Here is a 24,776-nt window from a genome sequence, read left to right as displayed (position 1 = left end):
ATAGCTCGTAAGGGTGAGATAGATGAATGATACAATTCAAAATAAATTAGCCATATTACCAGATGAACCGGGCTGTTACTTAATGAAAGATCGTCAGGGCACGATTATTTATGTAGGTAAGGCAAAGGTGCTTAAAAACCGAGTACGCTCTTACTTCAATGGAACACATGATGGCAAAACACAACGATTAGTAAGTGAAATTGAAGACTTTGAATATATAGTTACATCAAGTGACCTAGAGGCGTTAATTTTAGAGCTGAATTTAATCAAGCTGCATGACCCGAAATACAACATTATGCTGACGGATGATAAGACCTACCCATATATCAAAATTACGAATGAAAAATATCCGCGCATATTAACAACACGAAAAGTGAAAAAAGATAAGGCGAAGTATTTCGGTCCTTATCCTAATGCTGGTGCAGCAAATGAAACACGCAAGCTCCTGGATCGGTTATATCCATTAAGAAAGTGTGCACGGCTTCCAGATCGTGTTTGCTTATACTACCATCTCGGTCAGTGTTTAGCTCCCTGTGTAAAAGACATTGAGCCAAAGATTTACGATGAAATGATTGAGGAAATCTCCAGGTTTTTAAATGGCGGATTCGAGGATGTAAAAGTAGATATTGAAAAGAAGATGCTTGAAGCAGCAGAGAATTTAGAATTTGAGCGGGCAAAAGAGTTTAGAGATCAAATTACCCATATTGAGACAGTGATGCAAAAACAGAAAATGGTAACAGGAGATCTATCGAACCGTGATGTGTTTGGTTACGCTGTTGAAAAAGGTTGGATGTGTGTTCAGGTATTCTTTGTCAGACAAGGAAAGTTAATCGAACGTGATGTATCGATTTTCCCGATTTATAGAGATTCTGAAGAGGAGTTTCTTACATTTGTCGGACGATTTTATGATATTCCAGAGCACATCAAGCCTAAGGAAATTTTCATTCCTTCTCAGATTGACAAAGCCCTTCTGGAAAAGTATCTCGACGTAAAGGTAATAATTCCTAAACGTGGCTCAAAAAAGGAACTTGTCGACTTGGCCATGAAAAATGCTCAAATTGGTATCCGCGAAAAATTCCAGCTGATTGAACGTCAAGAGGAACGTACCGTTGGAGCATGTGAAGCTCTGGGAGATGCTATGGAAATCAGCCCACCCCTTCGTATTGAAGCATTCGATAACAGTCATATGCATGGGACAGATGCTGTTTCAGCCATGGTCGTTTTTGTAGATGGGAAGCCTGCGAAGAAAGAATATCGAAAATATAAATTGCGTGAAACGGCGAAGCATGATGATTATGGCGCCATGCAAGAGGTTATTAGACGCAGATATACACGAGTTCTTAAAGAAGACTTGCCATTACCTGATCTAATCATTATCGATGGTGGGAAAGGTCAGATGGAGGTCGCACGAGAGGTTATTGAGGATGAATTAGGTTTATTCATACCTATAGCAGGACTTGCAAAGGACAATAAGCATAATACGTCCCAGCTATTATATGGTGACCCTCCAGTGCCAATCGAGATGAAAAGAACAAGCGATGGCTTTTATTTACTGCAAAGAATTCAAGATGAGGTCCATCGTTTCGCTATTACATTTTTACGTCAGCAGCATCAAACCCATGCGATTCAGTCTGTATTAGACGAAATTGAAGGAGTAGGACCAAAACGGAAGCAACAGCTTCTAAAGCATTTTGGCTCTATTAAGAAAATTAAAGAGTCATCTGTAGAAGAGCTGATGAAGGCACAAATTCCAAGTGCAACAGCAACAGCCATCTATAATCACTTCCACAAAGATTCGTTGTCAACAGAATAATTGTATGATAATGTTAATTTAATAGTTATAACAAGATAGAGGTGCAAGCTGCATTAGTAGACTTTCTGGAGGATGGGCAAATCCGTTGATAGAAGTTGAAAGGGTCCCTTGCCGAAGTGATAAATCCATTGCCTAGATTTATTTGCTGGTTTTGCATTGAAGAAATGCAAGATTGTCAGAATCAAATACAGGGTTCTGGAGGGCTATCTCTGAACGTTCCGTAACGATAGGTTTGTGCTGAGACAGTTTTTCACGCTTTGTGGAAGACTGTCTTTTTTGTATTCTAAAGCGGGTAATAGTGAAATGAATTATCTGAATAGAAAAACTATTGACCTTGAAGAAAAATGCCTTTGAAAAGGAGAGTGGTTTTATGCCAAGCATTGTAGTGAAAATTGATAGTACTTCTCTTGCAACACCAGAGAAAATTGAACAAATTGCAGATAGTTTAATAGAACAAAAAAACGCTGGCAACCAAATCGTTGCAGTTGTTCCAGCACTAGAAACTTTAGAGGATAGACTGCTACCATATTCCCAAATCTTATCGGACAATCCTTCTGATAGAGAGCTCCATGCACTCAATGCTTTAAATAGCCAGGTGGCAATTAGTTTACTAGCAATTTCCTTAGAAAAGAAGGGTGCAAAAGCGAAATCTCTAAATGGATGGCAAGCCGGGATTGAAGTAACTGAGTCCAATCAAAACGTTTTGATAGATGGTATCCAACATGAGTATATACTAGAACACTTAAACAACGATGAAATTGTAGTTGTTGCGGGTTCGCAAGGAATTAATCGAAATCGTGATATTCTATCGATGGGTGAGGGAGGAACAGAAACAACAGCTGTCGCTATCGGAGCAGCAATTGATGCAGAACAAGTCGAAATCTTAACGGTTCAAGATGGAATTTACACTGCTGATTCTGCAGTGGTTAACCAAGCAAGAAAGCTAAAGCAAATCACTTATGATGAGTTGCTAGAGCTTGCAAATCTTGGCTCCTATTCAATTCACCCCCGTGCAGTGGAGCTTGCGAAAATAGTTGAAATGCCATTACTTGTACGCTCAAGTACAGGAAACCAAGAAGGTACATTGATAAAGGGAGAGATTGACATGGAGAAAAATTTAATTGTTCGTGGGGTAGCATATGAAGCAGATATAATTCGCTTAACAGTCGGTTATGATTCATATGAACAATCGTCTCTTTCTGATATCTTTACTACACTTGCAGAACATAAAATTGATGTGGATATCATTGTGCAGGCTGTAATTGATGGGGTGAAGCCAACTGTTTCTTTTTCAATTGCAAAAGAAGACTTTGCAGAGGCTTTAAAAGTATTGGAAAAGAACAAGCCTGTGCTAGGATTTAGCTTTGCCGACTTTGAGGTAGGATTAGCCAAGGTTTCAATCGTTGGTGCGGGAATGGTTTCGAATCCGGGTGTAGCTGCTCGAATGTTTGACCGATTATGTAAAGAGAAAATCCTAGTTAAAATGGTTAGTACTTCGGAAATTAAAGTTTCTGTTGTCGTACCACAGGATGAAATGGTAAGAGCTGCAAATGTATTACACGATGAGTTTAATCTAGAAGAAGCGCTAGTATAGTGACGATGTAAAAAGCCAATTCTTGTGAGAACTCATTTTACAAGAATTGGCTTTTATATTTATATAGAAGAAGTATTTATTAATAATGGGTAGAAGTTGAAAAATTAGCAATTTTTCCCTTACTGTATTTTCTCTTTTGGGTCCCATTTTACCGTAAAGGTGATTTGGTGTTGTTTTTCATCTTTTTCGTCATAGCACTCAGTTAAGTAGCCATTTATGGATTGGATTTGTTGGGCGATAAATCCCGCTTCAATCCTAAAAGAGCGTTCTGTAATTTTTAATAAATCGACATCATTTGAAAGTTGAAAAATATAGCCATCCTTTTCTTCCTCTGTTAAAGTTAAAATGCCCCAGCCTGCATCTTGGAAAAACGAGATGATGAGCTGGATATCCATACAGGGGAATTTTCTTGCTAAGTCCTTACCAGCCCAGTAAAGTACATCTTTTTCATGTTTTCCTAAGATTGTTGGGAGTAAGTAGTCCCGCAAAATATCATATCCAAATACTGGGATAGTTTTGTTCTCCATTGATGTCATTTTAAAAATACCTCTTTCTTATTTTTCTTGTTTAAGCTTAAATTAACAAAAAATTTTAGATAACTAGAAAGTTTCCACCTAAATTAGAATAATTATTCTTTAAAAGGAAGTATAAAAAATCGGAAGCTACCTTGACGCTTGTACTACTTGAGAGTACAATGGACATGTCATAATATTGTACCATTATGAAATACACAGTCAATGAAGGATCCTTTACAAAATGGTGACGATATTGTCATGCGTATTTAAAAGTACTGAGGGGGGTAATAGTCTTGTCAAAAAATCATGAGTTTTACTGGAGACGCTTACATTCACTGCTAGGTGTAATTCCTGTAGGTCTGTTCTTAGTGTTCCACTTATCACTGAACTTTACTGCTACTGGTGGTGAAGACACTTACAATAATTCAGTTGGAATGATGGATTTAGTTCCACATTGGCTATTGTTAATTGTTGAATGGATTGTAATTTACATACCGATTTTATTCCACGGATTATATGGTCTGTATATTGCATTCACTGCTACACCAAACGTAAAACGCTTTGGTACATTCCGTAACTGGATGTTCGTATTACAACGTTTTACAGGAGTATTCCTTGTAATTTTCATTGCTTGGCACATTTTCCAAACACGTATTCAAAAAGCACTTGGTGCAGAAGTTGAATTCGATATGATGGCAGAAATTGTTAGCAATCCAGCAATGTTAGCATTCTATATTGTAGGTATCTTATCTGCAACATTCCACTTAGCAAACGGTTTATGGTCATTCCTAGTGAGCTGGGGTATTACACAATCAGCAAGCGCACAAAAAGTTGCAACTTACGTAACAATGATCTTCTTCGTTCTATTAAGTATCGTTGGTATTGCTGCAATCCTAGCATTCGTATAATTACATTACTAGTATATCCAAACAGGTTATAGCAAATTAAGAGGAGTGAAGAGTAATCATGGCGAAAAGCAAAATCATCGTCGTAGGTGGCGGTTTAGCCGGTTTAATGGCTACGATGAAAGCTGCCGAAGAAGGCGCTGAAGTTGAATTATTCTCATTAGTTCCCGTAAAACGTTCACACTCTGTATGTGCACAGGGCGGAATTAATGGAGCTGTAAATACAAAAGGTGAAGGGGATTCTCCATGGATCCACTTTGATGATACTGTTTATGGTGGAGATTTCTTAGCAAACCAACCACCTGTAAAAGCAATGTGTGATGCTGCCCCTGGTATCATCCACTTATTCGACCGTATGGGTGTTATGTTCAACCGTACACCAGAAGGTCTTATTGACTTCCGTCGTTTCGGCGGTACATTAATGCACCGTACTGCATTCTCTGGTGCAACTACTGGTCAACAATTACTTTATGCATTGGACGAGCAGGTTCGTCGTTATGAAGTAGATGGCTTAGTTACGAAATACGAGCACTGGGAATTCCTTGGAGCTGTTCTTGATGATGAAGGACATTGCCGCGGTATCGTAGCTCAAGATATGAAAACTGAAGAAATCCAATCATTCCGCTCTGACGCTGTAATTATGGCAACAGGTGGTCCTGGTATCATCTTTGGTAAATCTACAAACTCAATTATTAACACTGGTTCTGCAGCATCAATTGTTTACCAACAAGGTGCAACTTATGCAAACGGTGAAATGATCCAAATTCACCCAACAGCGATTCCTGGAGACGACAAAAACCGTCTAATGTCAGAATCTGCACGTGGTGAAGGTGGTCGTATTTGGACTTACAAAGACGGTAAGCCTTGGTACTTCTTAGAAGAAAAATACCCAGCTTACGGTAACTTAGTACCTCGTGATATCGCGACACGTGAAATCTTCGACGTATGTGTAAACCAAAAATTAGGTGTTAACGGAGAAAACGTTGTATACCTAGATCTTTCTCACAAAGATCCACATGAGTTAGATGTAAAACTTGGTGGTATCATCGAAATCTACGAAAAATTCGTAGGGGATGACCCACGTAAATTACCAATGAAAATCTTCCCAGCAGTTCACTACTCAATGGGTGGTTTATGGGTAGATTACGATCAAATGACTGAAATTCCAGGCCTATTTGCTGCTGGTGAATGTGATTATTCACAACATGGTGCAAACCGTCTTGGAGCAAACTCATTACTTTCAGCGATTTATGGTGGTAGCGTAGCTGGACCAAACGCTGTGAAATATGTTAAAGGCTTAAAGAAACGTGCGGAAGATCTTCCACAATCTATCTTCGATGCTCGCATCCAGGAAGAACAAGAAAAATGGGATGCAATCATTAACTTGAACGGAACTGAAAACGCATACTTAATTCACAAAGAACTGGGTGAATTAATGACTGATAACGTAACAGTAGTACGTTACAATGATCGTCTTGAAGCAACTTACAACAAACTTACAGAATTACTACAACGTTGGGAAAACATCAACATCAACGACACGCAAAAATGGAGTAACCAAGGTGCCCACTTTACTCGTCAGTTGAAAAACATGTTATACCTTGCTCGTGTAATTACTAAAGGCGCACTTTTACGTAACGAATCTCGTGGAGCGCACTACAAGCCAGACTTCCCAGAACGTGATGATGAGAACTTCTTAAAAACAACAATGGCGAAGTTCAATCCACAAACTGGTGAACCTGAAATTTCTTATGCAGAAGTAGATGTTTCCCTAATTCCGCCACGTAAACGTGACTATTCTTCATAAACTTAAGGGAGGTCATTAATCATGACAACACCAGTAGAAACTGGAAGAACTGTTAAAATGGAAATCCTTCGTCAAGATACTGAAGGTGGCGCAACTCGTTGGGAAAAATTCGAAGTGCCTTATCGTCCTGGTATGAACGTGATCTCTGCCTTAATGGCAATTCAACAAAACCCTGTTACTTCTGACGGGAAAAATACGTCACCAGTAACTTGGGATATGAACTGTCTTGAAGAGGTATGTGGAGCTTGTTCTATGGTTATTAATGGTCGTCCACGTCAATCGTGTTCTACTCTAATTGACCAATTAGAGCAACCTATTCGTTTAGAGCCTATGAAAACTTTCCCTGTAGTACGTGACTTACAAGTTGACCGTAGCCGTATGTTCAACGCACTTAAAAAAGTTAAAGCTTGGGTGCCAATCGACGGAAGCTATGATTTAGGTGAAGGTCCTCGTATGCCGGAACGTAAACGTCAATGGGCTTACGAATTATCAAAATGTATGACTTGTGGTGTTTGTATGGAAGCATGTCCAAACGTATCTGAAGGTGCGTCATTTATCGGACCAGCTCCATTATCACAAGTACGTTTATTTAATACTCACCCAACAGGTGCTATGAATAAAGATGAACGTCTTGCAGAAATTATGGGAGATGGTGGCCTTGCAAACTGCGGTAACTCACAAAACTGTGTAGCTGCATGTCCAAAAGGTATTCCATTAACAACATCAATTGCAGCACTTAACCGTGAAACAACTGTACAAATGTTCCGTAACTTCTTCGGTTCAGACCATATGGTTGACTAATATATTATTAGTTTAATTAACAAGTATTAGTTTCTTCCTATATAAGAAAAGGGTATCTAAGTCATATTTGTGACTTTTAGATACCCTTTTTACGTTGTGCTGCATATGATAGGGCGATATAAAAATCTTCAGACCCTTAAAACACTTCTTCTAAAATGATTCCTATTCGCAAGATAAAGCATAAATGGATAGCTTAACGATTTTGTTTGTGAACCCTATACCAATTTTTGAGGATATCATTTCCATTACAGACTAAATTAGTAAGACAATCTCCTTTATCCAACCTTGTTATATTTGCTATAATTAAATGAACCACTATTCATTTTCGTTGTTTTGTTAGTGAACAATACTGCGAAGTCACTTTGAATAAGGGGAATAGGGAGAAAAAGGGGAAGGGGTTTTTAGTATGAAGGCAAGTTATATTACTGATCTGCAAAAATGGCAGGAGGAGTTTAAGTTTTTCGTAGAGGTTACAGTCCGATTTTCAGAAACCGATATGTATGGTCATTTGAACAATACGATACCTTTTGCATACTTTGAATATGCACGTATTGAATATTTAAAACAGCTTGGTTTCATGGATTGGTCCTCAACAGAGATGACGAAAATTCCAGTTGTAGCAGATTTGCAGTGTGATTATTTAAAACAAGTTTATTTTGATGAAACTCTACGAATCTATGTAAAGGCAGCACGAATTGGTAACTCTTCCATCGACATTCATTATCTAGCGAGAAACGAAAAAGACGAACCTTGTTTTATCGGCAGAGGCACGATTGTTCAAATCGACAAGTCTTCAGGTAAAGCCATTCCATGGGATGAAAAAGAAAAATTAATATTACAGGAGAAATAGTGAAAATGCCCTCACAGCCTTTCAACTCTTGACATACTTTACATAGAAGAGGAGATAGGAGGGTGTTGCCTTATGAATAGCCCGCAGCATCGTTCACTTTTGACGAAACGAGAACGGGAAATTTTCCAGTTACTTATCTTAGATTATTCAACTAAGGACATTTCGCAGAAGTTGGGCATTAGCGAGAAAACGGTGCGTAATCATATTTCAAACACGATTCAAAAGCTGGGCGTATCCAGTAGATCACAAGCATTAATAGAATTGCTGAGGCTAGAAGAATTATCATTACACTAATTGGATGCTTGCTATTTCGTCTAAAACACTTCAAAATAGAGTTAGATATTAATGTCTAGCATATAAATTTTGTTCCGAGTAGTATACACGGACTTCAAAGTCGCTATAGACTGAATTGATTCTTGAGGAGTGTGACTGCACTATTATGAGGAAGGACGAAATGCACAGCCAAGAAACTGTAGCGTTTTTAGAAAAAGAACTTCGGTTTATTTCACATTTGATTAAACAAAAGGGTAGAGAAATTTTAAGTAATTATACGATAACACCTCCCCAATTCATAGCGCTTCAATGGTTACATGAAAAAGGCGATATGACAATTGGTGAATTATCGAATAAAATGTATTTGGCTTTTAGTACGACAACTGATTTAGTTGATCGTATGGAAAAAAATGAATTAGTAGTGCGTATTCGTGACGAGCAAGACCGCCGAGTTGTACACATTCATTTACTTCAAGAGGGCGCAAGAATAATCGAAGAAGTAATCGAAAAAAGACAGAATTACTTACACGATGTGTTATTAGAATTTGATGAGGATGAAGTAAATAACCTATCAAAACTACTGCACAAACTACATCAACAAATGCAATAGGATAGAGGCGGTTTTAGTGAATGCCCCGATAGGCGTTATTGATTCTGGCGTTGGCGGCTTAACGGTTGCAAAACAAATGATGAAGTTATTACCAAATGAAACAATTTACTATATTGGTGATACAGCAAGATGTCCATATGGACCGCGTAACAGACGCGAAGTTTTACATTTTACATGGCAAATGGCTAAAGCATTAGAAAAAATGAATATCAAAATGCTCGTCGTCGCATGTAATACAGCAACAGCTGTAGCGTTAGAGAGCCTGCAGAAGCATCTGTCAATTCCGGTTGTCGGTGTTATTAATGCAGGTGCACGCGCTGCAGAGAAAAAAACAAAACGTAATGAGATTGTCGTACTTGCAACTGAAGGCACTATAAAAAGTGGAGCATATGAAAATGCTCTACTTTCTTTAAGTACGAAAGCGAAAATAATTCCTCTTGCGTGTCCAACATTTGTACCACTTGTAGAAAGTGGCGAATATGAGGGACAGTTTGCATTCGACTTAGTAGCAAAAGGGTTAAAGCCGCTAGCCGACAAAAAGTTTGATACAGTTATATTAGGATGTACCCACTATCCAATCATCCAGCACTATATCGAAAAAGTTGTAGGACCACATGTAGCAGTCCTTTCATCAGCAGAGGAAACGGCTAAAGAAGTAAAAGACCTACTAGAATATAACCAGAAGCTTTCAACTTCAAAAGATAAGCCGCACCATGTATTCTATACAACAGGCTCAGTACCAATTTTTCAATTAATTGCTAACAATTGGTTGGAATCCGAAAAACTAGATATCCGACGAATAAAATTGTAACCTCATTCATTGGTAATATCTCTTTTACAATTCAAATTTGATATGCAAACTAAACATAACTCGAAAGCAGGATCCCCTGCTTTCGAGTTTTTTTGTGAATTGTGTGAGAATTGTTTGTGTACCTGGTCCCTAGAATATTCAGAATTGTTCGAGGACCAGGTACACGACTCGAAAAGAGTGATAAATTATGGTAAGATGGGTAGCGCGAAACAACTAGGAGGATATATATGACAAGACATGATGGACGAGCGGTCGAACAACTAAGACCAGTAAAAATAGAAACGAATTATTTAATGCATCCAGAAGGCTCTGTACTGATTCAAGTGGGAGATACGAAGGTCATTTGTACAGCTACAGTAGATGATCGCGTACCGGGCTTCTTACGCGGCCAAGGTAAAGGGTGGATTACCGCTGAATATTCTATGCTGCCAAGAGCAACAGCAGAACGTACACAACGCGATGCCTCTCGTGGAAAAATTAACGGTCGTACAATGGAAATTCAACGCCTAATCGGTCGTGCATTACGTGCAATTGTCGATTTAGAAGCACTAGGCGAAAAAACAATTTGGATTGATTGTGATGTCATCCAGGCTGATGGGGGCACACGTACTGCTTCAATCACAGGAGCATTCGTTGCATTAACTCAAGCACTAGCGAAAATTCACGAGAATAAACCATTTGCAAAATTCCCTATTGTCGATTACTTAGCTGCAACAAGTGTAGGCTTTGTCAATGAAATCGGTGCTGTATTAGACTTGAATTACATTGAAGATTCTGCAGCTGCAGTTGACATGAATCTTGTAATGACGGGAAGTGGCCGTTTCGTTGAAATCCAAGGAACGGGTGAAGAAGCAACTTTTTCACGCAGTGAACTAAACGAATTATTGGACTTAGGCGAAAATGGAATCCGTGAATTAATCGAGATTCAAAAAACTGCACTTGGTGAAGCAGCCGCTTTAGTAAGGGATGCAAAGGAGGAAGCGTAATGAAACAAGTCGTTATCGCTACGAAAAATAAAGGTAAAGCAAAGGATTTCGAGGCACTATTTTCTCCACTAGGCTACGAAGTCATAACTATGTTCGATGTGGCACCTGACATGGAAATTGAGGAGACAGGCAAGACCTTTGAAGAGAATGCCATTCTAAAGGCTGAAACCCTTTCTCGTGCCCTTAACAAACTTGTCATAGCAGATGATAGTGGACTAGCTGTAGACGCCCTAGGAGGCGAACCAGGCGTGTATTCTGCTCGATATGCTGGCGACCATGATGATGAAGCAAACATCGTAAAAGTTTTAGAGAAATTGGATGGTGTACCTGAAGCAGAACGAACTGCACGCTTTTGCTGCGCTTTAGCCATCGCTGGCCCAGAAATCGAGACTCATACGGTGTTCGGTACATGTGAAGGAGTGATTCTAGAGGGAAAACGCGGCACAAATGGATTTGGCTATGATCCAATCTTCTATGTTCCACAGCTAAACCGTGCAATGGCCGAGCTAACACCAGAAGAAAAAGGCGCAATCTCGCACCGTGGTAACGCAATTCGCAAGCTTGGCGAAGAGCTGACTAATTTGATGAAGTAGGTTTGTTGTTGGTGTACTAGTGGGATGTTGGGGAAGCGGTTTTATCGAAATGTCCGGTAAAGCTGGGATTGTGTCCGGTTACTTTAGAAAAGTGTCTGGTAAATTTGAGAAAGTGTCCGGTAAATCGTGAACTGTCCAATAAATCTAGAAAAGTGCCCAATAAACCACGTAAAGTGTCCAATAAAATCAAATTTGTGTCCAATAAAATTTATTTTAATCAGTCCAGAAGCTTTGGAAAATCTAATTTTCCGAAGTAACTGGACTCCTTTAAAATTTGGAGGTGCAGTGAATGAAGCTATTAGTGATGAGTGATACCCATGGAGATGCAGAGGTAATAAAACGTGTTCGTGAATCGATTGAATATCTTGACGCCATTATCCATTGTGGTGACAGTGAGCTTGCCTTTGACCATCCTTATTTAGATGGTGTGTGCAAAGTACGCGGAAATTGTGACGTTGATGATCGATTTCCGGAAGAAGAGTTATTTGAAGTGGAAGGAAAGAAAATATTTGTTGCACATGGCCATTTGCTAAATGTAAAATCGACAATCATGAATTTACTTTATCGCTCAAAAGAATTACAGGCGAATGTCAGCTTTTTCGGCCATTCACATGTATTGGGAGCAGAGCTAGTGGACAACATACTATTTGTGAATCCAGGCAGTCTCCTGAAACCCCGTGTACTTGCTGAAAAAAGCTATGCATTAGTGGAATGGGTCAATCATAAATGGATTGTTACAGCATATACTGATAAAGGTGAAGTAATTTTTACAAATGCTTATGAATTAACCGAGTAATTCTATAAACGGAAAAATTTATAAGGAAATCAAATATTTTTTATAAATACCGTTGACTTTTAAATTTTTAATGGCTATAATAATAATTGTCTTTCAGGTTATTAACTAACTTGATTGTCAAATGTCTCAGTAGCTCAGCCGGATAGAGCATACGCCTTCTAAGCGTACGGTCGGGGGTTCGAATCCCTCCTGGGACGTCATATTAATGCTTAGAGAACTCTTGTGTATCAAGGGTTCTCTTTTGTTTTATCAAGAGGTAAGCGACGGTCGGGGATTCGGTCTAGGGTAAAAATCACCTATTTTTCTCCCTTGTTTTAAATTACAACTAATTCTGTATCTTGTCTTCCATTATTTAAGCTATTGGAGGATTTTTCTATGACGAAAAAATTAGGATTATTTGATATTGAAATTGATACGAAATTTTTAAAAAAAACGCAAGTAGGTGATACTGTTCCTACTTCCCGCGCAATTACAGATGCTTTAGAAATCATTTCAAAACAGATGCATTCAAGTGGTTACAGAGAACGAACGATAAACGACTACAATAAGATTGTGAATGATTTTCAAAAGACTATGGATGTTGTTTATTTACAAGAACTAAACGTAGATACTATTTACAATTGGTTACAACAAATGAATGTTTCAAATCAAACGAAATTAACCCGCCTAAAAGCATTAAAATCCTTTTTAGGAAAATGTTTTAACAATGGATGGTACGATAAGAAATTTTGGATGACAGTTCAAATAAAAGTAGATAAGTACGTAAAAAAGGGAGCAAAAGAAAGTGATATTGAATTATTACTTTCATTACTCGATTTAAAAACATTTATCGGCTTACGAGATGCAACCGCAATTTTAACAATGTATAAAACTGGCATACGTATTAATACATTGGGAAAATTACAAGAAAAACATATTGATTTCCATGAAAAGTCATTAAAGCTAGATGGATCAATAATGAAAAATCATAAATTTTTAAAATTACCGATTGATGACCAGTTGTTACAATTATTAAGAGTGTTGATTCATTACAATAATAAAATACGTGAACATTATAAGGAACAAAATGATAATGTATTTATTTCATTTAAAGGAACAACATTAAATACAAAATCACCTAACAATGCAATCTCAAAGCAACTAACCAAGTATAGTAAAAATTACGGTTTACAAAATATAAGCCCACATGCTATTAGAAGAGCGTATGCAAAGAATTTATTGAAGAAGGGAGCGAGTGTAGCACTAATATCAAAAGCACTAGGACATAGCGATTTAGCAGTTACAACGCAGTACCTCGATTTGGATGTTGAAGAAGTGGCAAAAGATTTAAGGGATTACTTATAAAAAAATAAATCAAAACATTATTTAGCTATTACTAAGAAAAAAAGAAGTATATAAAAATGAAAATGGATGGCTTTTTGAAGCGAGATAATCTCGCTTTTTTTTTGTATAAAAATCAAAAGAGAAAAATCTATAAGCAATATTTAGTTATTAGTAAACTTCTTATTTTGACCTTCCATGTTGAACTTTATTCATTTACCATGCATAAAGAAATAAAAAAATGACAATCTAACTGAGTAGTAAGTAAGAAACATAATTTTTGAAAAAAAGTACATAGGTGTCAATTAAGTTTTTATAGTAAACCATGTACTTTTTATCATAGCGTGGAGGTCAAAACATGGTTAAATCGATAAAGCAATATGAAAACAATTCAACATGGATAAACAATATAATCAAATTTATTAGAAGCATTCATGATGATAAAACCTGTGAAATTAGGTTTATTGATTTGTATGGTAATGGTTCATACAGCATTATTTTAAGTGGAGAAAACATATATTTTGACTCTAGAATTAATGGCAAAAAGTCATTCAAAGCTAAATTGACACCCGAAAACTTAAATGAAGAACTAAATTTTGGCTTCTGTTGGGCAAATGGTGGTACTGTTGCATTTACTGTGAATTCACCTAATTTTGATGAAATGCTTAATTGTTCTAGCAGTGATAAGAATGTAATAGACGGGGGTAATATAAATGCGCAGTTTATTGATATAGACGCACCTAAAGAAGTGAGAAAAAATGAGCTTGAATTAAAAAGATGGAAAAAAGGTGTGAAAGAAAAAATATTAAATTTTGCACATAGACCATCAATTGTAGTTGATACGAAAAATGGATACCATGTGTATTGGCTTTTAAATGAAGGAAAACATTCTTTGTTTAGACAGATTCAATTGCAACTAATTCAATATTTCAATGGTGATGAAAATTGCATAAATGAATCACGAGTAATGAGAATGCCATTTTTTATGCATATGAAAAATCCTAAAAAACCTTATCCAGTAACAACAAAGATTTTCCAGCCACAATACAAATATTCTCAAGAAGAATTGATGAATGTATTACCGAAGCTTGAGGAAAAAGTAGTTAAAAGGGTTTTGCAAAAAACAGAAAAACTAGCAACCGAATCAATATCTCCAGAAAGATTAAATTCTGTTTTGCAATTGATATTAGATAAGGTTGATTATGTAAAGGTATACGATGAGAAGGTAACTTTGCATTGTTGTTTACCAGACCATCTCGATAAGAATCCTAGTGCTTGGATTGATACTGAATACATGTGGTTTCATTGTTCCGGTTGTGGGAATCACTTACCAGTTCGTAACCTTGCTCTTGAATTAGGTTGGAAAGATGTTGTGGAATCTCTAGATAAATATGATATAGATATTGAATCAGAAATAAATAGTATCAAGGATCATTGTGTTAATGTAAAAGACATTGAACATCTTACATTAAATACAGATGAAAAAATAATGATGAATAATATTGTAAAAATCATTATTGAAAAATTTCACTCTTTTGATCAACAGATAAATGAGAAACATAAACAGTATGTCTATGATATTGTTCAATTAATGTATAAAGCTAACAACGAAAAGCCATATTTGATTCCTTTGGATATGGGCGGTGGAAAATCACTTATTATCAAAGTTTTCCTAATTGAAATGTTGAAAATTAAGCCATATGGTGCAGTAGTTACTTTGGAAAGAAGCAAGGACGTAAAACAATTGGTTGAAGAAATAAATGAAGGTGTATGTAGACAAGTAGCATATCCGATGTATGGATTTCATGAAAAGGAGTGCTTACAAAATGTATTAGATGGAACAAAACATGAAACATGCCCTGCTCGTAAAACATTCAAATGCCCGTATTTAAGTAATTGTAGGTATTGGATACAATCAGAAAAGCAAATTGAATATCCTGTTCTTGTTATTACTTCTCAAAGATTATTGCAGGAAGCACCTAAATTTGATGAGTATAATTTTTTCAGTGAACAAGGGGAGAAAAGAAGTAGAGAACTATTGATAATAGATGAGAAGCCGAAGCTGGTATATGTAAAAGAAGTAGAATTTAATACTTTCAAAAGACAGAAGAATGCAATATTGAATGCGCTCTATTGGAAAGCTGCTTCTGATGGTAGCATGGCTCCAATTAATGAATTTAGAAAAGTTGTGAAGCAAATTGCACCATTATTTAATGTCAGTAGCATAGGGAGAAAAATAATAAAGCCAATTCAAAATGATTTTGGTTTTTCGAAAGAGTTTTGGAATAAATTCTTTAGAACTTATGATTATAAACAAAAAGCATTTGAATTCCCTAAATTTATTGAAAGTCTAATGAGAAATGGAGGTAATAGGGAAGAACTTAACAATGGCAAAGTTACAATTACTACAAGTAATTATAACCTTTACTCCTGTTTTAATAACTATAAAACAATAATATTTGATGGTACTGCTGATGTTGACCTAGAATACCAACATGAGAATTTTCATTTTTTGTCGTTTGAATCATTGAGAACATATGAGAATCTTACATTTTATCAATGTAATCTTGTAAGCAGTTCAAAAACAAGCATGAAAAGTGAAAGTAAACTAGAGGCATTTTGTGAAGAGGTAATTAAAATTGCTGATGAAAACCCATCGGACAAAATTTATTTACCTGTATTTAAGGAGAATAAACCGTTCGTTGAAGATTATCTCGAAAAATATATTTATAGCGGAAAAATTATGATAGCTCATTATGGCTCAACAAAGGGAAGCAATAGTTATAAGAATTGCAGTATCGTAATTTTGGGCGGTATTCTTCATAAAGGAGAAACCTATTATATTGGAAAAGCACAAGTGTTAATGGAATTAAAGGGAGATTCATTAGCTGAAACAACATGCTCTAATTTTGAAAATGTAAGAAGGTTTAATGACACTAGATTAGAAATAATTAAACTAATGGATATGCTGGTTGACTATTCACAAGAAATCAAACGTAGCAGTCAACGTGATAATACGAAAAATGTTGAAGGGAAAATATATATTTTCCATAGGGATAAAATATTAATGGAATTGTTAAAGAGAAAATTTCCGAGTAGTAAAGTTGTTGAGTGGCTTCCAGCAAATCTTATTAATAATTCGGTTTTTGGTAAGGGCAATAATAAAAATGTTAAAGCTATTTGCAAATATATTGAAAATAGTAATAAGGATGAAATATATTTTGAAGAAATTTTAAAAGCAACGAGAATGACAAAACAGCAATTTTCAAACACATTGAAAAATAAAAATGTAAAAGCATTTTTAAAAGCTAACAACTACGAAATAAGAAGAGAAGGAAGAAAGAAGAAGATAGTAAGATCTGCTGGCTCTTAACATTTTTTAAGGCATGGGTAAAAATAGAATATATCAGTACATAGTATCTTATTAATAATTTTATAAGAAACTATGTACTGTTCAGACTGTAGACAAACTCGAAATTTCGAGTTTGCCTACAGTCTTTTTTCTTTTAAAATAGTATTAAAAGCTTTTGAAATATAGGTTGAGGTGAATGGATATGATGTCGAAAAATCAAATAAATGAACGTGATCAAATTGAGATGATTACAATTGAACAACTTGTACCACGGGATCATCTTGTCAGAAAGCTTGAATCAGCCATTGATTTTTCTTTCATCTATCCACTAGTAGAACCACTTTATTCAACACTAGGTCGTCCTAGTGTTGACCCAGTAGTATTAATTAAAATGACATTTGTGCAATATGTATTTGGGATTCGTTCAATGCGTCAAACAATAAAAGAAATTGAAACGAATATGGCATATCGATGGTTTTTAGGGTTTGGTTTTCATTCTGAAGTACCTCACTTTTCTACCTTCGGTAAAAACTATGAACGTCGTTTCAAAGATACCGATATCTTTGAACAGATTTTCTATCGTATTCTTAAAGAAATCGCAGATAAGGGATTACTTAGTGCTGATCATGTTTTCATCGATTCAACTCATGTTAAAGCGAGTGCAAATAAACGTAAATTCGAAAAGAAGATTGTCCGTAAAGAGACTCGTGCATATGAAGCTAAACTTCAAGAAGAATTGAATCAAGATCGTATCGATCACGGGAAGAAGCCATTTCCACCTGATAAATTTGAAAAAGAAGAAGTGAAGAAAATTAAGCAAAGTACGACAGATCCTGAAAGTGGATACTATGTAAAAGATGAAAGAACGAAACAGTTTGCTTATTCATTTCATGCTGCAGCTGATCGGTATGGATTTATACTTGGATCGATTGTGACACCTGGGAATGTTCATGATAGTCATATGCTTCAGCCGCTTGTTGAAAAGATTATGGAAAAAGTGAAGAAGCCACTTGCTGTTGCTGCCGATGCTGCTTATAAAACTCCTGCGATAACTAAATTCTTATTTGACCAAGAGATTCAACCTGCACTCCCTTATACACGTCCGAAAACGAAGGATGGATTTTTACGGAAACACGATTATGTATATGACGAGTACTATGATTGCTACCTTTGTCCGGAAGGGCAAGTTCTTAAATATTCGACTACCACTAAAGAAGGTAAACGCCAATACAAATCGAACCCTTCTCAATGTGCAACCTGTCCTTTGCTTACTCAATGTACGAATAGTAAAGATCACCGAAAAATCATCGAGCGTCATATTTGGGCAGAACATGTAGAGGAAGCGGATCATCTTCGTCATCATAACGAGATCAAACAAATATATTCGAGACGTAAAGAGACGATTGAACGTGTCTTTGCGGATGCGAAAGAAAAGCATGGTATGCGCTGGACAACCCTACGAGGGATTAAAAAATTGTCCATGCAGGCGATGCTTACTTTTGCTGCCATGAACCTAAAGAAGCTTGCCAATTGGACATGGCAAGCTCCAGAAATGGTCTAAATTATAATACTCGAAGAGTACTTTTGACTAAAATCAGACTATAAAATACCCGAAAGAATCACAAAAAGACAAAAGGCCTTCAGAATGTGACCATTCTGAAGGCCTTTTGTCGACAATCTGATCAGTACATAGTATCTTATTAATAATTTTATAAGAAACTATGTACTGTTTTTATTTAAGATAAAATAAATAGTGTTCTAAAAAGATAGTAAAAGTATTGAAATTGAAAATAAAAGTCAAATAACCTTACAACAAGTTCTTCCGAAGATTTTGATTGGAGTTCAAAAGAAAGTTCAGGCTTTTGTAAGTTTTTGGGATTTTGACAATAATAAAATAATAATCAAATGGTACGTAATACTTACATTGTAATAATTACCATAGTTTTACTAGTAAGGGTTATTCAGTTATTTAATTGTTACCACTACTGGAAACGTATTCTTGATAATTAAATAATGACGAAATATTAAATTTGGTCGTTTATCATATTATTAACAGTATTTATCATTAAAATATGTTAATTTAATTTTCAAAGGAGGGTTTCAATTGCTTGAACAATATACTTTGTACGCAATAATGAAAAATGGTAGTCGATACATATTAAGATTTGATGATTATTAGTTAAAGGTTTTGTTAGGCTTTACTAATAGTAATATTGATCAAGAAATTATAAAAATAATGGATATACTAACATATTTAAAGTAACAAATGGAGAGTGTGATTATTTATTAATAAAATCAAAAATATTTAGACGTATAGAAACAAAGATATTTTCTAAATTGTAATAGTTTTGCAATACTGTTACAATTTCCCTAAGAAAATTAAAAATACATATTTAATATACAACTTTGCTAAGAGAGTATTTTATTTGGGGGAGAAACAATATGAATGGTAAATCCACACCTTCTAAAGTAGATGTAGTAAAAGTAGACTCAAAAGACATTAAGGTATTAGGAACTAAGGGCAGTTCAAATTCAGTAGGGCAAGAAAGTGCAGTTAACATGGTTGTCGAAGGTGTTAAAGCTTTTACACCAATTGTAACAGAGGGATTTAAGAAAAAAATAGAACTAGACCAAGAAACCCAAAGACTAATAAGAGATGATAAAAGAAAAATTTTGAATGATAGAGCTGAATTGTTAATAAAAAGAATAGAAAAAGAGGAAGAAAAACCTGATTATAATAAAGAGAGAATTAATGGATGGCGTGAAGAACTTGAAGAAATAATGAGAAAACAAGATATTATGGGTGAAAAAAGTGAAGGTTTTTTAAAAGGAACGGTGTCTCCTATTTTGAAATTTATTAATTCTAAGCTTAAATAAAAGAAAAAAATGAGTAAGATAATGGAAAAAGTGGAATAGAAATCAAAAAGCAAAATCCTTAAAAATAGTACTGATGTGAAGATGTGAAACCTAATACTTAAACAAATGGAGACTTTAGTTGAAGGTTTGAACCATCGTTTGATGGTTCTTTTTTCGTGTGTGCCAGGCATGGCAACTATCTAGGTGGTGAAAGTCCACTGTGGGGGTACACATCGACCAACCACTAAGGAAGCGCAAGGTACTTATCGTGAGGTAAGGGCTGGAGGAAGCGTGGAATAAAATCTTGGCTCGACGAACAGAAATCTGATACTAAGGCTCTATAAAGGGATAAGGCTCCACGACAAGTCAAAGTCCAAAAGATGTGCGTAGCTTTGTAGGGTAAATCAGGCGAGTAAAAGAGGAAAGATAGTTGTCTTACCCTGGGAGGTCTTGCGGATGTACCAAAAGTACAGTCGAAAAAGGTTAGTCGCAAGAAGTCAGCAGATGCCATAGTAATGACCTTTGGTCATGAAGGGCAGAACAATTTATAGTGTTTCAACACCACAAATGCGTAAGTGACGGACTCCGAATGTGTTAATGGTGAAAGTATGAGCGTATCTCAAATGATAACCAAAATGGAGATATTACTTACTACGTGAGAGGAAAGGAGAAACGAGTGTGCAACTATTAGAAAAGATTCTAAGCAATCGAAATATGAATGAAGCCTATCTACGTGTCTTTAGAAATAAAGGTGCAAGTGGTGTCGATGGAATAACGGTCGATGAACTTAAACAATATCTGAAAGAGAACAAGGATGAGCTATGTCAGCGCATCAGAACTAGAAAATACCAACCACAAGCTGCCTTAAGAGTGGAGATTCCAAAAGAAAATGGTAAGATGCGCAAACTGGGAATACCAACAGTAGTGGATAGGGTCGTTCAACAGGCAATTCATCAAGTACTCAGTCCGATATTCGAAAAAGAGTTTAGTGAATTCAGTTACGGTTTCAGACCAAATAGAAGTTGTGAGATGGCAATTATAAAAAGCCTCGAATTTCTGAATGATGGATACAATTGGATAGTGGACATTGACCTTGAAAGATTTTTCGACACAGTCAACCATGATAAACTAATGCGAATTATATCCAATACAATCGATGATGGAGATGTCATTTCTTTAATAAGAAAATACTTGGTCAGTGGGGTTATGGTAAAGGGTAAATATGAAGAAACACCGGTTGGAACTCCGCAAGGAGGAAACCTCAGCCCACTGTTAAGTAACATAATGTTGAATGAACTGGATAAGGAACTAGAAAGTAGAGGTCTTCAATTCGTAAGATATGCGGATGACGCTCTTATCTTCGTGAAGAGCGAGAAATCTGCAAATAGAGTTATGGAATCAGTCGTGAAGTTTATAGAAAAGAAATTAGGATTGATAGTCAATGCAGAAAAGAGTAAAATCGCTCGTCCAAAAGATTTGAAATTCTTGGGGTTTGGTTATTACTACGATTCAAAAGACAAGAAGTATCAAGTTCGACCACATCCAATGTCAGTACAGAAATTTAAAAGGAAACTTCGGCAATTAACAAAGCGAAACTGGAGCATACCGTTAGACTACAGAATAATGAAACTAAAACAAGTAATATTCGGTTGGGTAAATTACTTTAGAACTGCAAAAATGAAAACGGCTATGCGAGAAATTTGGAATGTCAACACTAAACTGGACAATCTTTATAAGGACCTGTTCTTGAATTCCACTGGCGATAAATAACCTAGTGTTCCGTGAATTCGAATGTTATTGAACCAATGAACATAATCATTAAGTTCAAGAGCGAGCTGTTCAAGAGAAGCGAAGTGTGCTCCGTTTGCGAATTCGGTTTTAAATACTTTGAACATCGCTTCGGCCACGGCGTTATCATAGGGACAACCCTTCATACTTAATGATCTTTGAATCCCAAATGTTTCTAGTGCCTCTGAAATTAGTTTGTTATCAAACTCTTTTCCACGGTCTGTATGGAACATCTTGATGTTATGTAAATTCCCTTTAATGCTGGCTAATGCTTGATACACAAGGGCTGCTGTCTTATTAGGACCGGCACTGTGACCAATAATTTCACGGTTGAAAAGGTCGACAAATAAGCATACATAGTGCCATTTTTTCTCAACACGGACGTATGTTAAATCACTTACAACTACAGCTAATTGCTCTTCTTGTTTAAACTGACGATGTAACTCATTTTTGATGGGTGCTTCATTACAGGTTTGTTTATACGGCTTGTATTGTGCCACGGTATACTTTGATACCAGTCCTAATTGTTTCATGATTCGACCGATTCGACGTCTAGAAACTACCATCTTCTGCTTCTTTAATTCTACTTTTAGTTTACGAGTACCATAGTTACTACGGCTTTCTTTAAAGAGTCGTTCAATCTCGTTGGAAAGTTCTACTTCCTCTGTGTTATGTGCTTCTTTTTCACTCAAATTGGCATGATAATAGTATGTGCTTTTGGCGATGTTGAGGACGTTACACATTGCTGATATTGAATATTTGTGAGCGTTATTTCGAATCACATCTATTTTCGTCCCATGATCAGCGCTGCTTGCTTTAAAATGTCATTCTCCATCATTAAACGTTGATTTTCTTTACGTAATTTTATTAACTCATTTTCTTCATCAGTACGGTTCTCTTTCGCAGTGAAGGCCCCAGTTTCTTGATGGTTTTTAATCCAGCGATCTAATGCAGATGGCGTGATTTCATATTCTCTACAGATATCTGCACGAGACTTTCCATTTTCATAAAGCTTGACTAATTGAAGTTTAAATTCTGGTGTAAAAGTTCGACGTTGACGTGACATAGTAGCACGCTCCCTTAGGTTAGTATGTTAAGTCTACTAGCCCTTATAGTATCTGTCCAACTTAGTGTAGCCGATTCAATTGATATGAAACTACGCTCAAGAATAAGGGTAATTATTTGGAAGCAATGGAAGTTACCGAGAAAGCAGATTAGGTCTCTAATCCAATTAGGGATACCCGAAGAAGAAGCCAAAGGCTTAACATACTGTAGGAAAGGTTATCGATTTATCGGATTATCGAAAGTTGTTCATAGAGCTATCTCTAATAAAAGACTAGAACAGAGGGGAATACCCTCTGCTCTTGAACATTACTTAAAAGTACACACTGTAATATAAATTGAAACGCCGTATACGAGATCCGTACGTACGGTGTTGTGAGAGGGGCGAGAACTTATTCTCCCTCTACTCGATTTCGCTATTTATTAAGTTGCTTATATATACATATGTATTGTAATTGTTATAAAAGAAAATTACTAATAGGTTTCTGTTAAATACCCCCCAAACCTTCCTTGATAAGTATCATGAAGCATTAAAATAAATCTGTATAAACCTATCACTCGACCCTCACTCGATCCTCACTCGATCATTACGAGCCACTCTATGTTTTCAAACGTGAAAAAAAGCACCTGTTTCCAAATGCTTAAAATGTTTCCTCATATTCTTTTACAATCTTATAAAATGTATTTCGTTTTAATTCCATCATGTTCATTAGTGATGTCGCTGTTATCTCTTTAGCTTTCCATTTCTCATAATTATCATCAAGTAGTTGTAACTGATCTTTGCTTAATGATTTTAAATTAAATTTTGGTCTACCTAAATGTTTCCCTTGTTCTTTTGCTACTGCAATACCTTCTGCTTGTCGGATTTTAATATTATCTCTTTCACGTTCAGCCACGAATGATAATACTTGTAACACTAAATCACTTACAAATGTTCCTAACTGATCTTTATATTGTGTTGTGTCTAATAAAGGCATGTCCAATACTTTAATATCAACTTTCATTTCTTGTGTAAGTTCTTGCCATTCTTTTTTTATCTCTTTACTATTCCGACCAAATCTATCTATTGAATGGATATGTAGTATGTCACCTTCACGCAGTATCCGTTTTAATAATTGGTATTCGGGTCTGTTAAAGTCTTTACCACTTTGTTTATCAATAAAGATATTTCTATCTTCAATTCCTAATTCCTTCATTTCAACAAGTTGTCTATCAATATTTTGGTCTTTACTTGATACACGTATATATCCAAATAGTTTTGCTGTTTCTATCATGATGTTGCCCTCTTTTCTATTTATATTATAACACAACTGTTTGTAAAGGTGGTTAAATAATTAAAAATGTTTATAAAATATAATTCGAGGTTTATAAACGTAAAAAACAACCTTTCCGCGCTCGGAAAAGTTGTTTATAATGGTATACCTTTATACACGCAAAAATTTTATATATCTCTAATAAAAAATCAAATAACTAAATATTGTTTACATATTAAGTGGAAATTATTACAACAAATTATTTCCAAAAAGTGAAACATAATATTAATGTAATACAGTTAATCCACTGGAGGTAATAAATATGAGTAAGAATAAACATGAAATTTATGAAGAATATTTTGTTGATGTTTTAGAATCATTATCAGAATGGATCAATGAAATTTTGAAAGACACAAAATATGATGAAAGACTTAAAGAAATTGGTGTTTCCTTCATTCATGAAGCTCTTCATGAAGAAACAAAACGAGAAATAGTTCATGATGTTATCAATCACTTTAACATGAATATGGTTTTTGATAGTATTCTTGAACTATATGAACTGTTTGCAGAAGGGGTCTGGCATGAAAATAAAGAAATAGGTGAATCGTTACGTACACCGGAATTTAGTGTATTTAGTAATTTAAGTTTATCACCTTATGTGGAACGGTTAAGAAAATTAGGTTAGGTAGTTGATTTTTTTGAATAAATAACAACTCTTCATTCTATTTGACATATAATCAAGAGTAGTTGTTCGCTACTCTTGTTTACTCTTTTTTCAAGTCGTTTCACGT

At 35.7% G+C, this 24,776-nt stretch carries 22 protein-coding genes, 1 tRNA gene and 1 riboswitch; of the genes, 20 read left to right on the top strand and 3 right to left on the bottom strand.

The annotated features are described in order from the left end of the window. Positions 1 to 22: 22 nt before the first annotated feature. Positions 23 to 1,813 (top strand): excinuclease ABC subunit UvrC, encoded by a 1,791-nt coding sequence (uvrC, locus tag LG296_RS13125; RefSeq protein ID WP_107934141.1) that lies wholly within the window; start codon positions 23 to 25, stop codon positions 1,811 to 1,813. Between the two features lie 28 nt (positions 1,814 to 1,841). Beyond that, a riboswitch (Lysine riboswitch) is annotated at positions 1,842 to 2,027 on the top strand. Between the two features lie 156 nt (positions 2,028 to 2,183). After that, on the top strand, positions 2,184 to 3,407 hold the full coding sequence (locus LG296_RS13120; RefSeq protein WP_404427047.1) for an aspartate kinase: 1,224 nt from the start codon (positions 2,184 to 2,186) through the stop codon (positions 3,405 to 3,407). 119 nt (positions 3,408 to 3,526) lie between these two features. On the opposite strand, the gene LG296_RS13115 is transcribed toward LG296_RS13120, so the two are convergent. Further along, entirely contained in the window at positions 3,527 to 3,943 is a 417-nt protein-coding gene (locus tag LG296_RS13115) for a YslB family protein (RefSeq protein ID WP_107934137.1), read from the bottom strand. A 272-nt stretch (positions 3,944 to 4,215) separates the two neighbouring features. On the opposite strand from LG296_RS13115, the gene LG296_RS13110 reads away from it, so the two are divergent. From LG296_RS13110 to ltrA, 16 genes are all read left to right on the top strand, one after another. Further along, positions 4,216 to 4,830: a succinate dehydrogenase cytochrome b558 subunit gene (locus tag LG296_RS13110; RefSeq protein WP_107934135.1), complete on the top strand. Its 615-nt coding sequence runs from the start codon at positions 4,216 to 4,218 to the stop codon at positions 4,828 to 4,830. A 58-nt stretch (positions 4,831 to 4,888) separates the two neighbouring features. Beyond that, on the top strand, positions 4,889 to 6,634 hold the full coding sequence (gene sdhA / locus LG296_RS13105; RefSeq protein ID WP_107934133.1) for a succinate dehydrogenase flavoprotein subunit: 1,746 nt from the start codon (positions 4,889 to 4,891) through the stop codon (positions 6,632 to 6,634). Positions 6,635 to 6,655: 21 nt separating this feature from the next. Then, positions 6,656 to 7,435: a succinate dehydrogenase iron-sulfur subunit gene (gene sdhB / locus LG296_RS13100; protein WP_107934131.1), complete on the top strand. Its 780-nt coding sequence runs from the start codon at positions 6,656 to 6,658 to the stop codon at positions 7,433 to 7,435. Between the two features lie 406 nt (positions 7,436 to 7,841). Next, entirely contained in the window at positions 7,842 to 8,285 is a 444-nt protein-coding gene (locus LG296_RS13095; protein WP_107934129.1) for a thioesterase family protein, read from the top strand. Positions 8,286 to 8,357: 72 nt separating this feature from the next. Beyond that, positions 8,358 to 8,579 (top strand): LuxR C-terminal-related transcriptional regulator, encoded by a 222-nt coding sequence (locus LG296_RS13090; protein ID WP_036198757.1) that lies wholly within the window; start codon positions 8,358 to 8,360, stop codon positions 8,577 to 8,579. Between the two features lie 145 nt (positions 8,580 to 8,724). Continuing rightward, positions 8,725 to 9,168: a MarR family transcriptional regulator gene (locus LG296_RS13085; RefSeq protein ID WP_107934127.1), complete on the top strand. Its 444-nt coding sequence runs from the start codon at positions 8,725 to 8,727 to the stop codon at positions 9,166 to 9,168. 16 nt (positions 9,169 to 9,184) lie between these two features. Further along, on the top strand, positions 9,185 to 9,979 hold the full coding sequence (gene racE, locus LG296_RS13080) for a glutamate racemase (protein ID WP_107934125.1): 795 nt from the start codon (positions 9,185 to 9,187) through the stop codon (positions 9,977 to 9,979). A 227-nt stretch (positions 9,980 to 10,206) separates the two neighbouring features. Next, positions 10,207 to 10,965 carry a ribonuclease PH gene (rph, locus tag LG296_RS13075; protein ID WP_404427046.1) on the top strand — a complete coding sequence of 253 codons (759 nt, stop codon included), beginning with the start codon at positions 10,207 to 10,209 and terminating at the stop codon, positions 10,963 to 10,965. Then, on the top strand, positions 10,965 to 11,558 hold the full coding sequence (locus LG296_RS13070) for an XTP/dITP diphosphatase (RefSeq protein ID WP_404427045.1): 594 nt from the start codon (positions 10,965 to 10,967) through the stop codon (positions 11,556 to 11,558). The genes rph and LG296_RS13070 overlap by 1 nt, the downstream gene beginning before the upstream one ends. A gap of 289 nt (positions 11,559 to 11,847) precedes the next feature. Further along, on the top strand, positions 11,848 to 12,354 hold the full coding sequence (locus tag LG296_RS13065; protein ID WP_404427044.1) for a metallophosphoesterase: 507 nt from the start codon (positions 11,848 to 11,850) through the stop codon (positions 12,352 to 12,354). A 123-nt stretch (positions 12,355 to 12,477) separates the two neighbouring features. After that, a tRNA-Arg gene (locus tag LG296_RS13060) sits at positions 12,478 to 12,551 on the top strand. 178 nt (positions 12,552 to 12,729) lie between these two features. Continuing rightward, positions 12,730 to 13,698, top strand: a complete 969-nt coding sequence (locus LG296_RS13055; RefSeq protein WP_404427043.1) for a tyrosine-type recombinase/integrase — start codon at positions 12,730 to 12,732, stop codon at positions 13,696 to 13,698. A gap of 334 nt (positions 13,699 to 14,032) precedes the next feature. Further along, entirely contained in the window at positions 14,033 to 17,047 is a 3,015-nt protein-coding gene (locus LG296_RS13050) for a hypothetical protein (RefSeq protein WP_404427042.1), read from the top strand. A gap of 181 nt (positions 17,048 to 17,228) precedes the next feature. After that, the gene (locus LG296_RS13045) at positions 17,229 to 18,587 is read left to right on the top strand and encodes an IS1182 family transposase (protein WP_251397857.1); all 1,359 of its coding nucleotides are present in this window, start codon (positions 17,229 to 17,231) and stop codon (positions 18,585 to 18,587) included. An 881-nt stretch (positions 18,588 to 19,468) separates the two neighbouring features. Beyond that, positions 19,469 to 19,903, top strand: coding sequence for a hypothetical protein (locus tag LG296_RS13040; protein ID WP_404427041.1), 435 nt, complete (start codon positions 19,469 to 19,471; stop codon positions 19,901 to 19,903). 657 nt (positions 19,904 to 20,560) lie between these two features. Continuing rightward, the gene (gene ltrA / locus LG296_RS13035; protein WP_404427040.1) at positions 20,561 to 21,652 is read left to right on the top strand and encodes a group II intron reverse transcriptase/maturase; all 1,092 of its coding nucleotides are present in this window, start codon (positions 20,561 to 20,563) and stop codon (positions 21,650 to 21,652) included. Here the strand turns inward: ltrA and LG296_RS13030 are convergent. Then, a protein-coding gene (locus LG296_RS13030; protein WP_404426987.1) for an IS3 family transposase occupies positions 21,613 to 22,736 on the bottom strand; the annotation gives its coding sequence in 2 pieces (ribosomal slippage) (positions 21,613 to 22,490 and positions 22,490 to 22,736; 1,125 coding nt in all). The genes ltrA and LG296_RS13030 overlap by 40 nt on opposite strands. 24 nt (positions 22,737 to 22,760) lie before the next feature. Here LG296_RS13030 and LG296_RS13025 point away from each other — a divergent pair. Next, positions 22,761 to 23,069, top strand: coding sequence for a hypothetical protein (locus LG296_RS13025; protein ID WP_404427039.1), 309 nt, complete (start codon positions 22,761 to 22,763; stop codon positions 23,067 to 23,069). 304 nt (positions 23,070 to 23,373) lie between these two features. Here the strand turns inward: LG296_RS13025 and LG296_RS13020 are convergent, their stop codons facing one another. Then, positions 23,374 to 24,006 (bottom strand): recombinase family protein, encoded by a 633-nt coding sequence (locus LG296_RS13020; protein WP_404427038.1) that lies wholly within the window; start codon positions 24,004 to 24,006, stop codon positions 23,374 to 23,376. A 301-nt stretch (positions 24,007 to 24,307) separates the two neighbouring features. Here LG296_RS13020 and LG296_RS13015 point away from each other — a divergent pair, with 301 nt between their 5' ends. After that, a complete protein-coding gene (locus LG296_RS13015; protein WP_404427037.1) occupies positions 24,308 to 24,670 on the top strand; it encodes a hypothetical protein in 363 nt (120 codons plus the stop codon). Positions 24,671 to 24,776 lie beyond the last annotated feature (106 nt).

The sequence above is a fragment of the Ureibacillus chungkukjangi genome, assembly GCF_044795995.1.
GTDB lineage: Bacteria > Bacillota > Bacilli > Bacillales_A > Planococcaceae > Ureibacillus > Ureibacillus chungkukjangi.
Note: the sequence above shows the minus strand (reverse complement) of the source record. Positions and strands in the feature narration are given on the sequence as shown.

Bases quoted from the DNA above. Each gene is read 5' to 3' on its own strand.
- LG296_RS13085 (WP_107934127.1), top strand. From the start codon at position 8,725: ATGAGGAAGGACGAAATGCACAGCCAAGAAACTGTAGCGTTTTTAGAA.
- sdhA (WP_107934133.1), top strand. From the start codon at position 4,889: ATGGCGAAAAGCAAAATCATCGTCGTAGGTGGCGGTTTAGCCGGTTTA.
- LG296_RS13095 (WP_107934129.1), top strand. From the start codon at position 7,842: ATGAAGGCAAGTTATATTACTGATCTGCAAAAATGGCAGGAGGAGTTT.
- LG296_RS13120 (WP_404427047.1), top strand. From the start codon at position 2,184: ATGCCAAGCATTGTAGTGAAAATTGATAGTACTTCTCTTGCAACACCA.
- LG296_RS13015 (WP_404427037.1), top strand. From the start codon at position 24,308: ATGAGTAAGAATAAACATGAAATTTATGAAGAATATTTTGTTGATGTT.
- LG296_RS13045 (WP_251397857.1), top strand. From the start codon at position 17,229: ATGATGTCGAAAAATCAAATAAATGAACGTGATCAAATTGAGATGATT.
- uvrC (WP_107934141.1), top strand. From the start codon at position 23: ATGAATGATACAATTCAAAATAAATTAGCCATATTACCAGATGAACCG.
- LG296_RS13050 (WP_404427042.1), top strand. From the start codon at position 14,033: ATGGTTAAATCGATAAAGCAATATGAAAACAATTCAACATGGATAAAC.
- LG296_RS13020 (WP_404427038.1), bottom strand. From the start codon at position 24,006: ATGATAGAAACAGCAAAACTATTTGGATATATACGTGTATCAAGTAAA.
- LG296_RS13115 (WP_107934137.1), bottom strand. From the start codon at position 3,943: ATGACATCAATGGAGAACAAAACTATCCCAGTATTTGGATATGATATT.
- LG296_RS13090 (WP_036198757.1), top strand. From the start codon at position 8,358: ATGAATAGCCCGCAGCATCGTTCACTTTTGACGAAACGAGAACGGGAA.
- sdhB (WP_107934131.1), top strand. From the start codon at position 6,656: ATGACAACACCAGTAGAAACTGGAAGAACTGTTAAAATGGAAATCCTT.
- LG296_RS13055 (WP_404427043.1), top strand. From the start codon at position 12,730: ATGACGAAAAAATTAGGATTATTTGATATTGAAATTGATACGAAATTT.
- LG296_RS13070 (WP_404427045.1), top strand. From the start codon at position 10,965: ATGAAACAAGTCGTTATCGCTACGAAAAATAAAGGTAAAGCAAAGGAT.
- LG296_RS13025 (WP_404427039.1), top strand. From the start codon at position 22,761: ATGTTAAGTCTACTAGCCCTTATAGTATCTGTCCAACTTAGTGTAGCC.
- rph (WP_404427046.1), top strand. From the start codon at position 10,207: ATGACAAGACATGATGGACGAGCGGTCGAACAACTAAGACCAGTAAAA.
- LG296_RS13065 (WP_404427044.1), top strand. From the start codon at position 11,848: ATGAAGCTATTAGTGATGAGTGATACCCATGGAGATGCAGAGGTAATA.
- LG296_RS13040 (WP_404427041.1), top strand. From the start codon at position 19,469: ATGAATGGTAAATCCACACCTTCTAAAGTAGATGTAGTAAAAGTAGAC.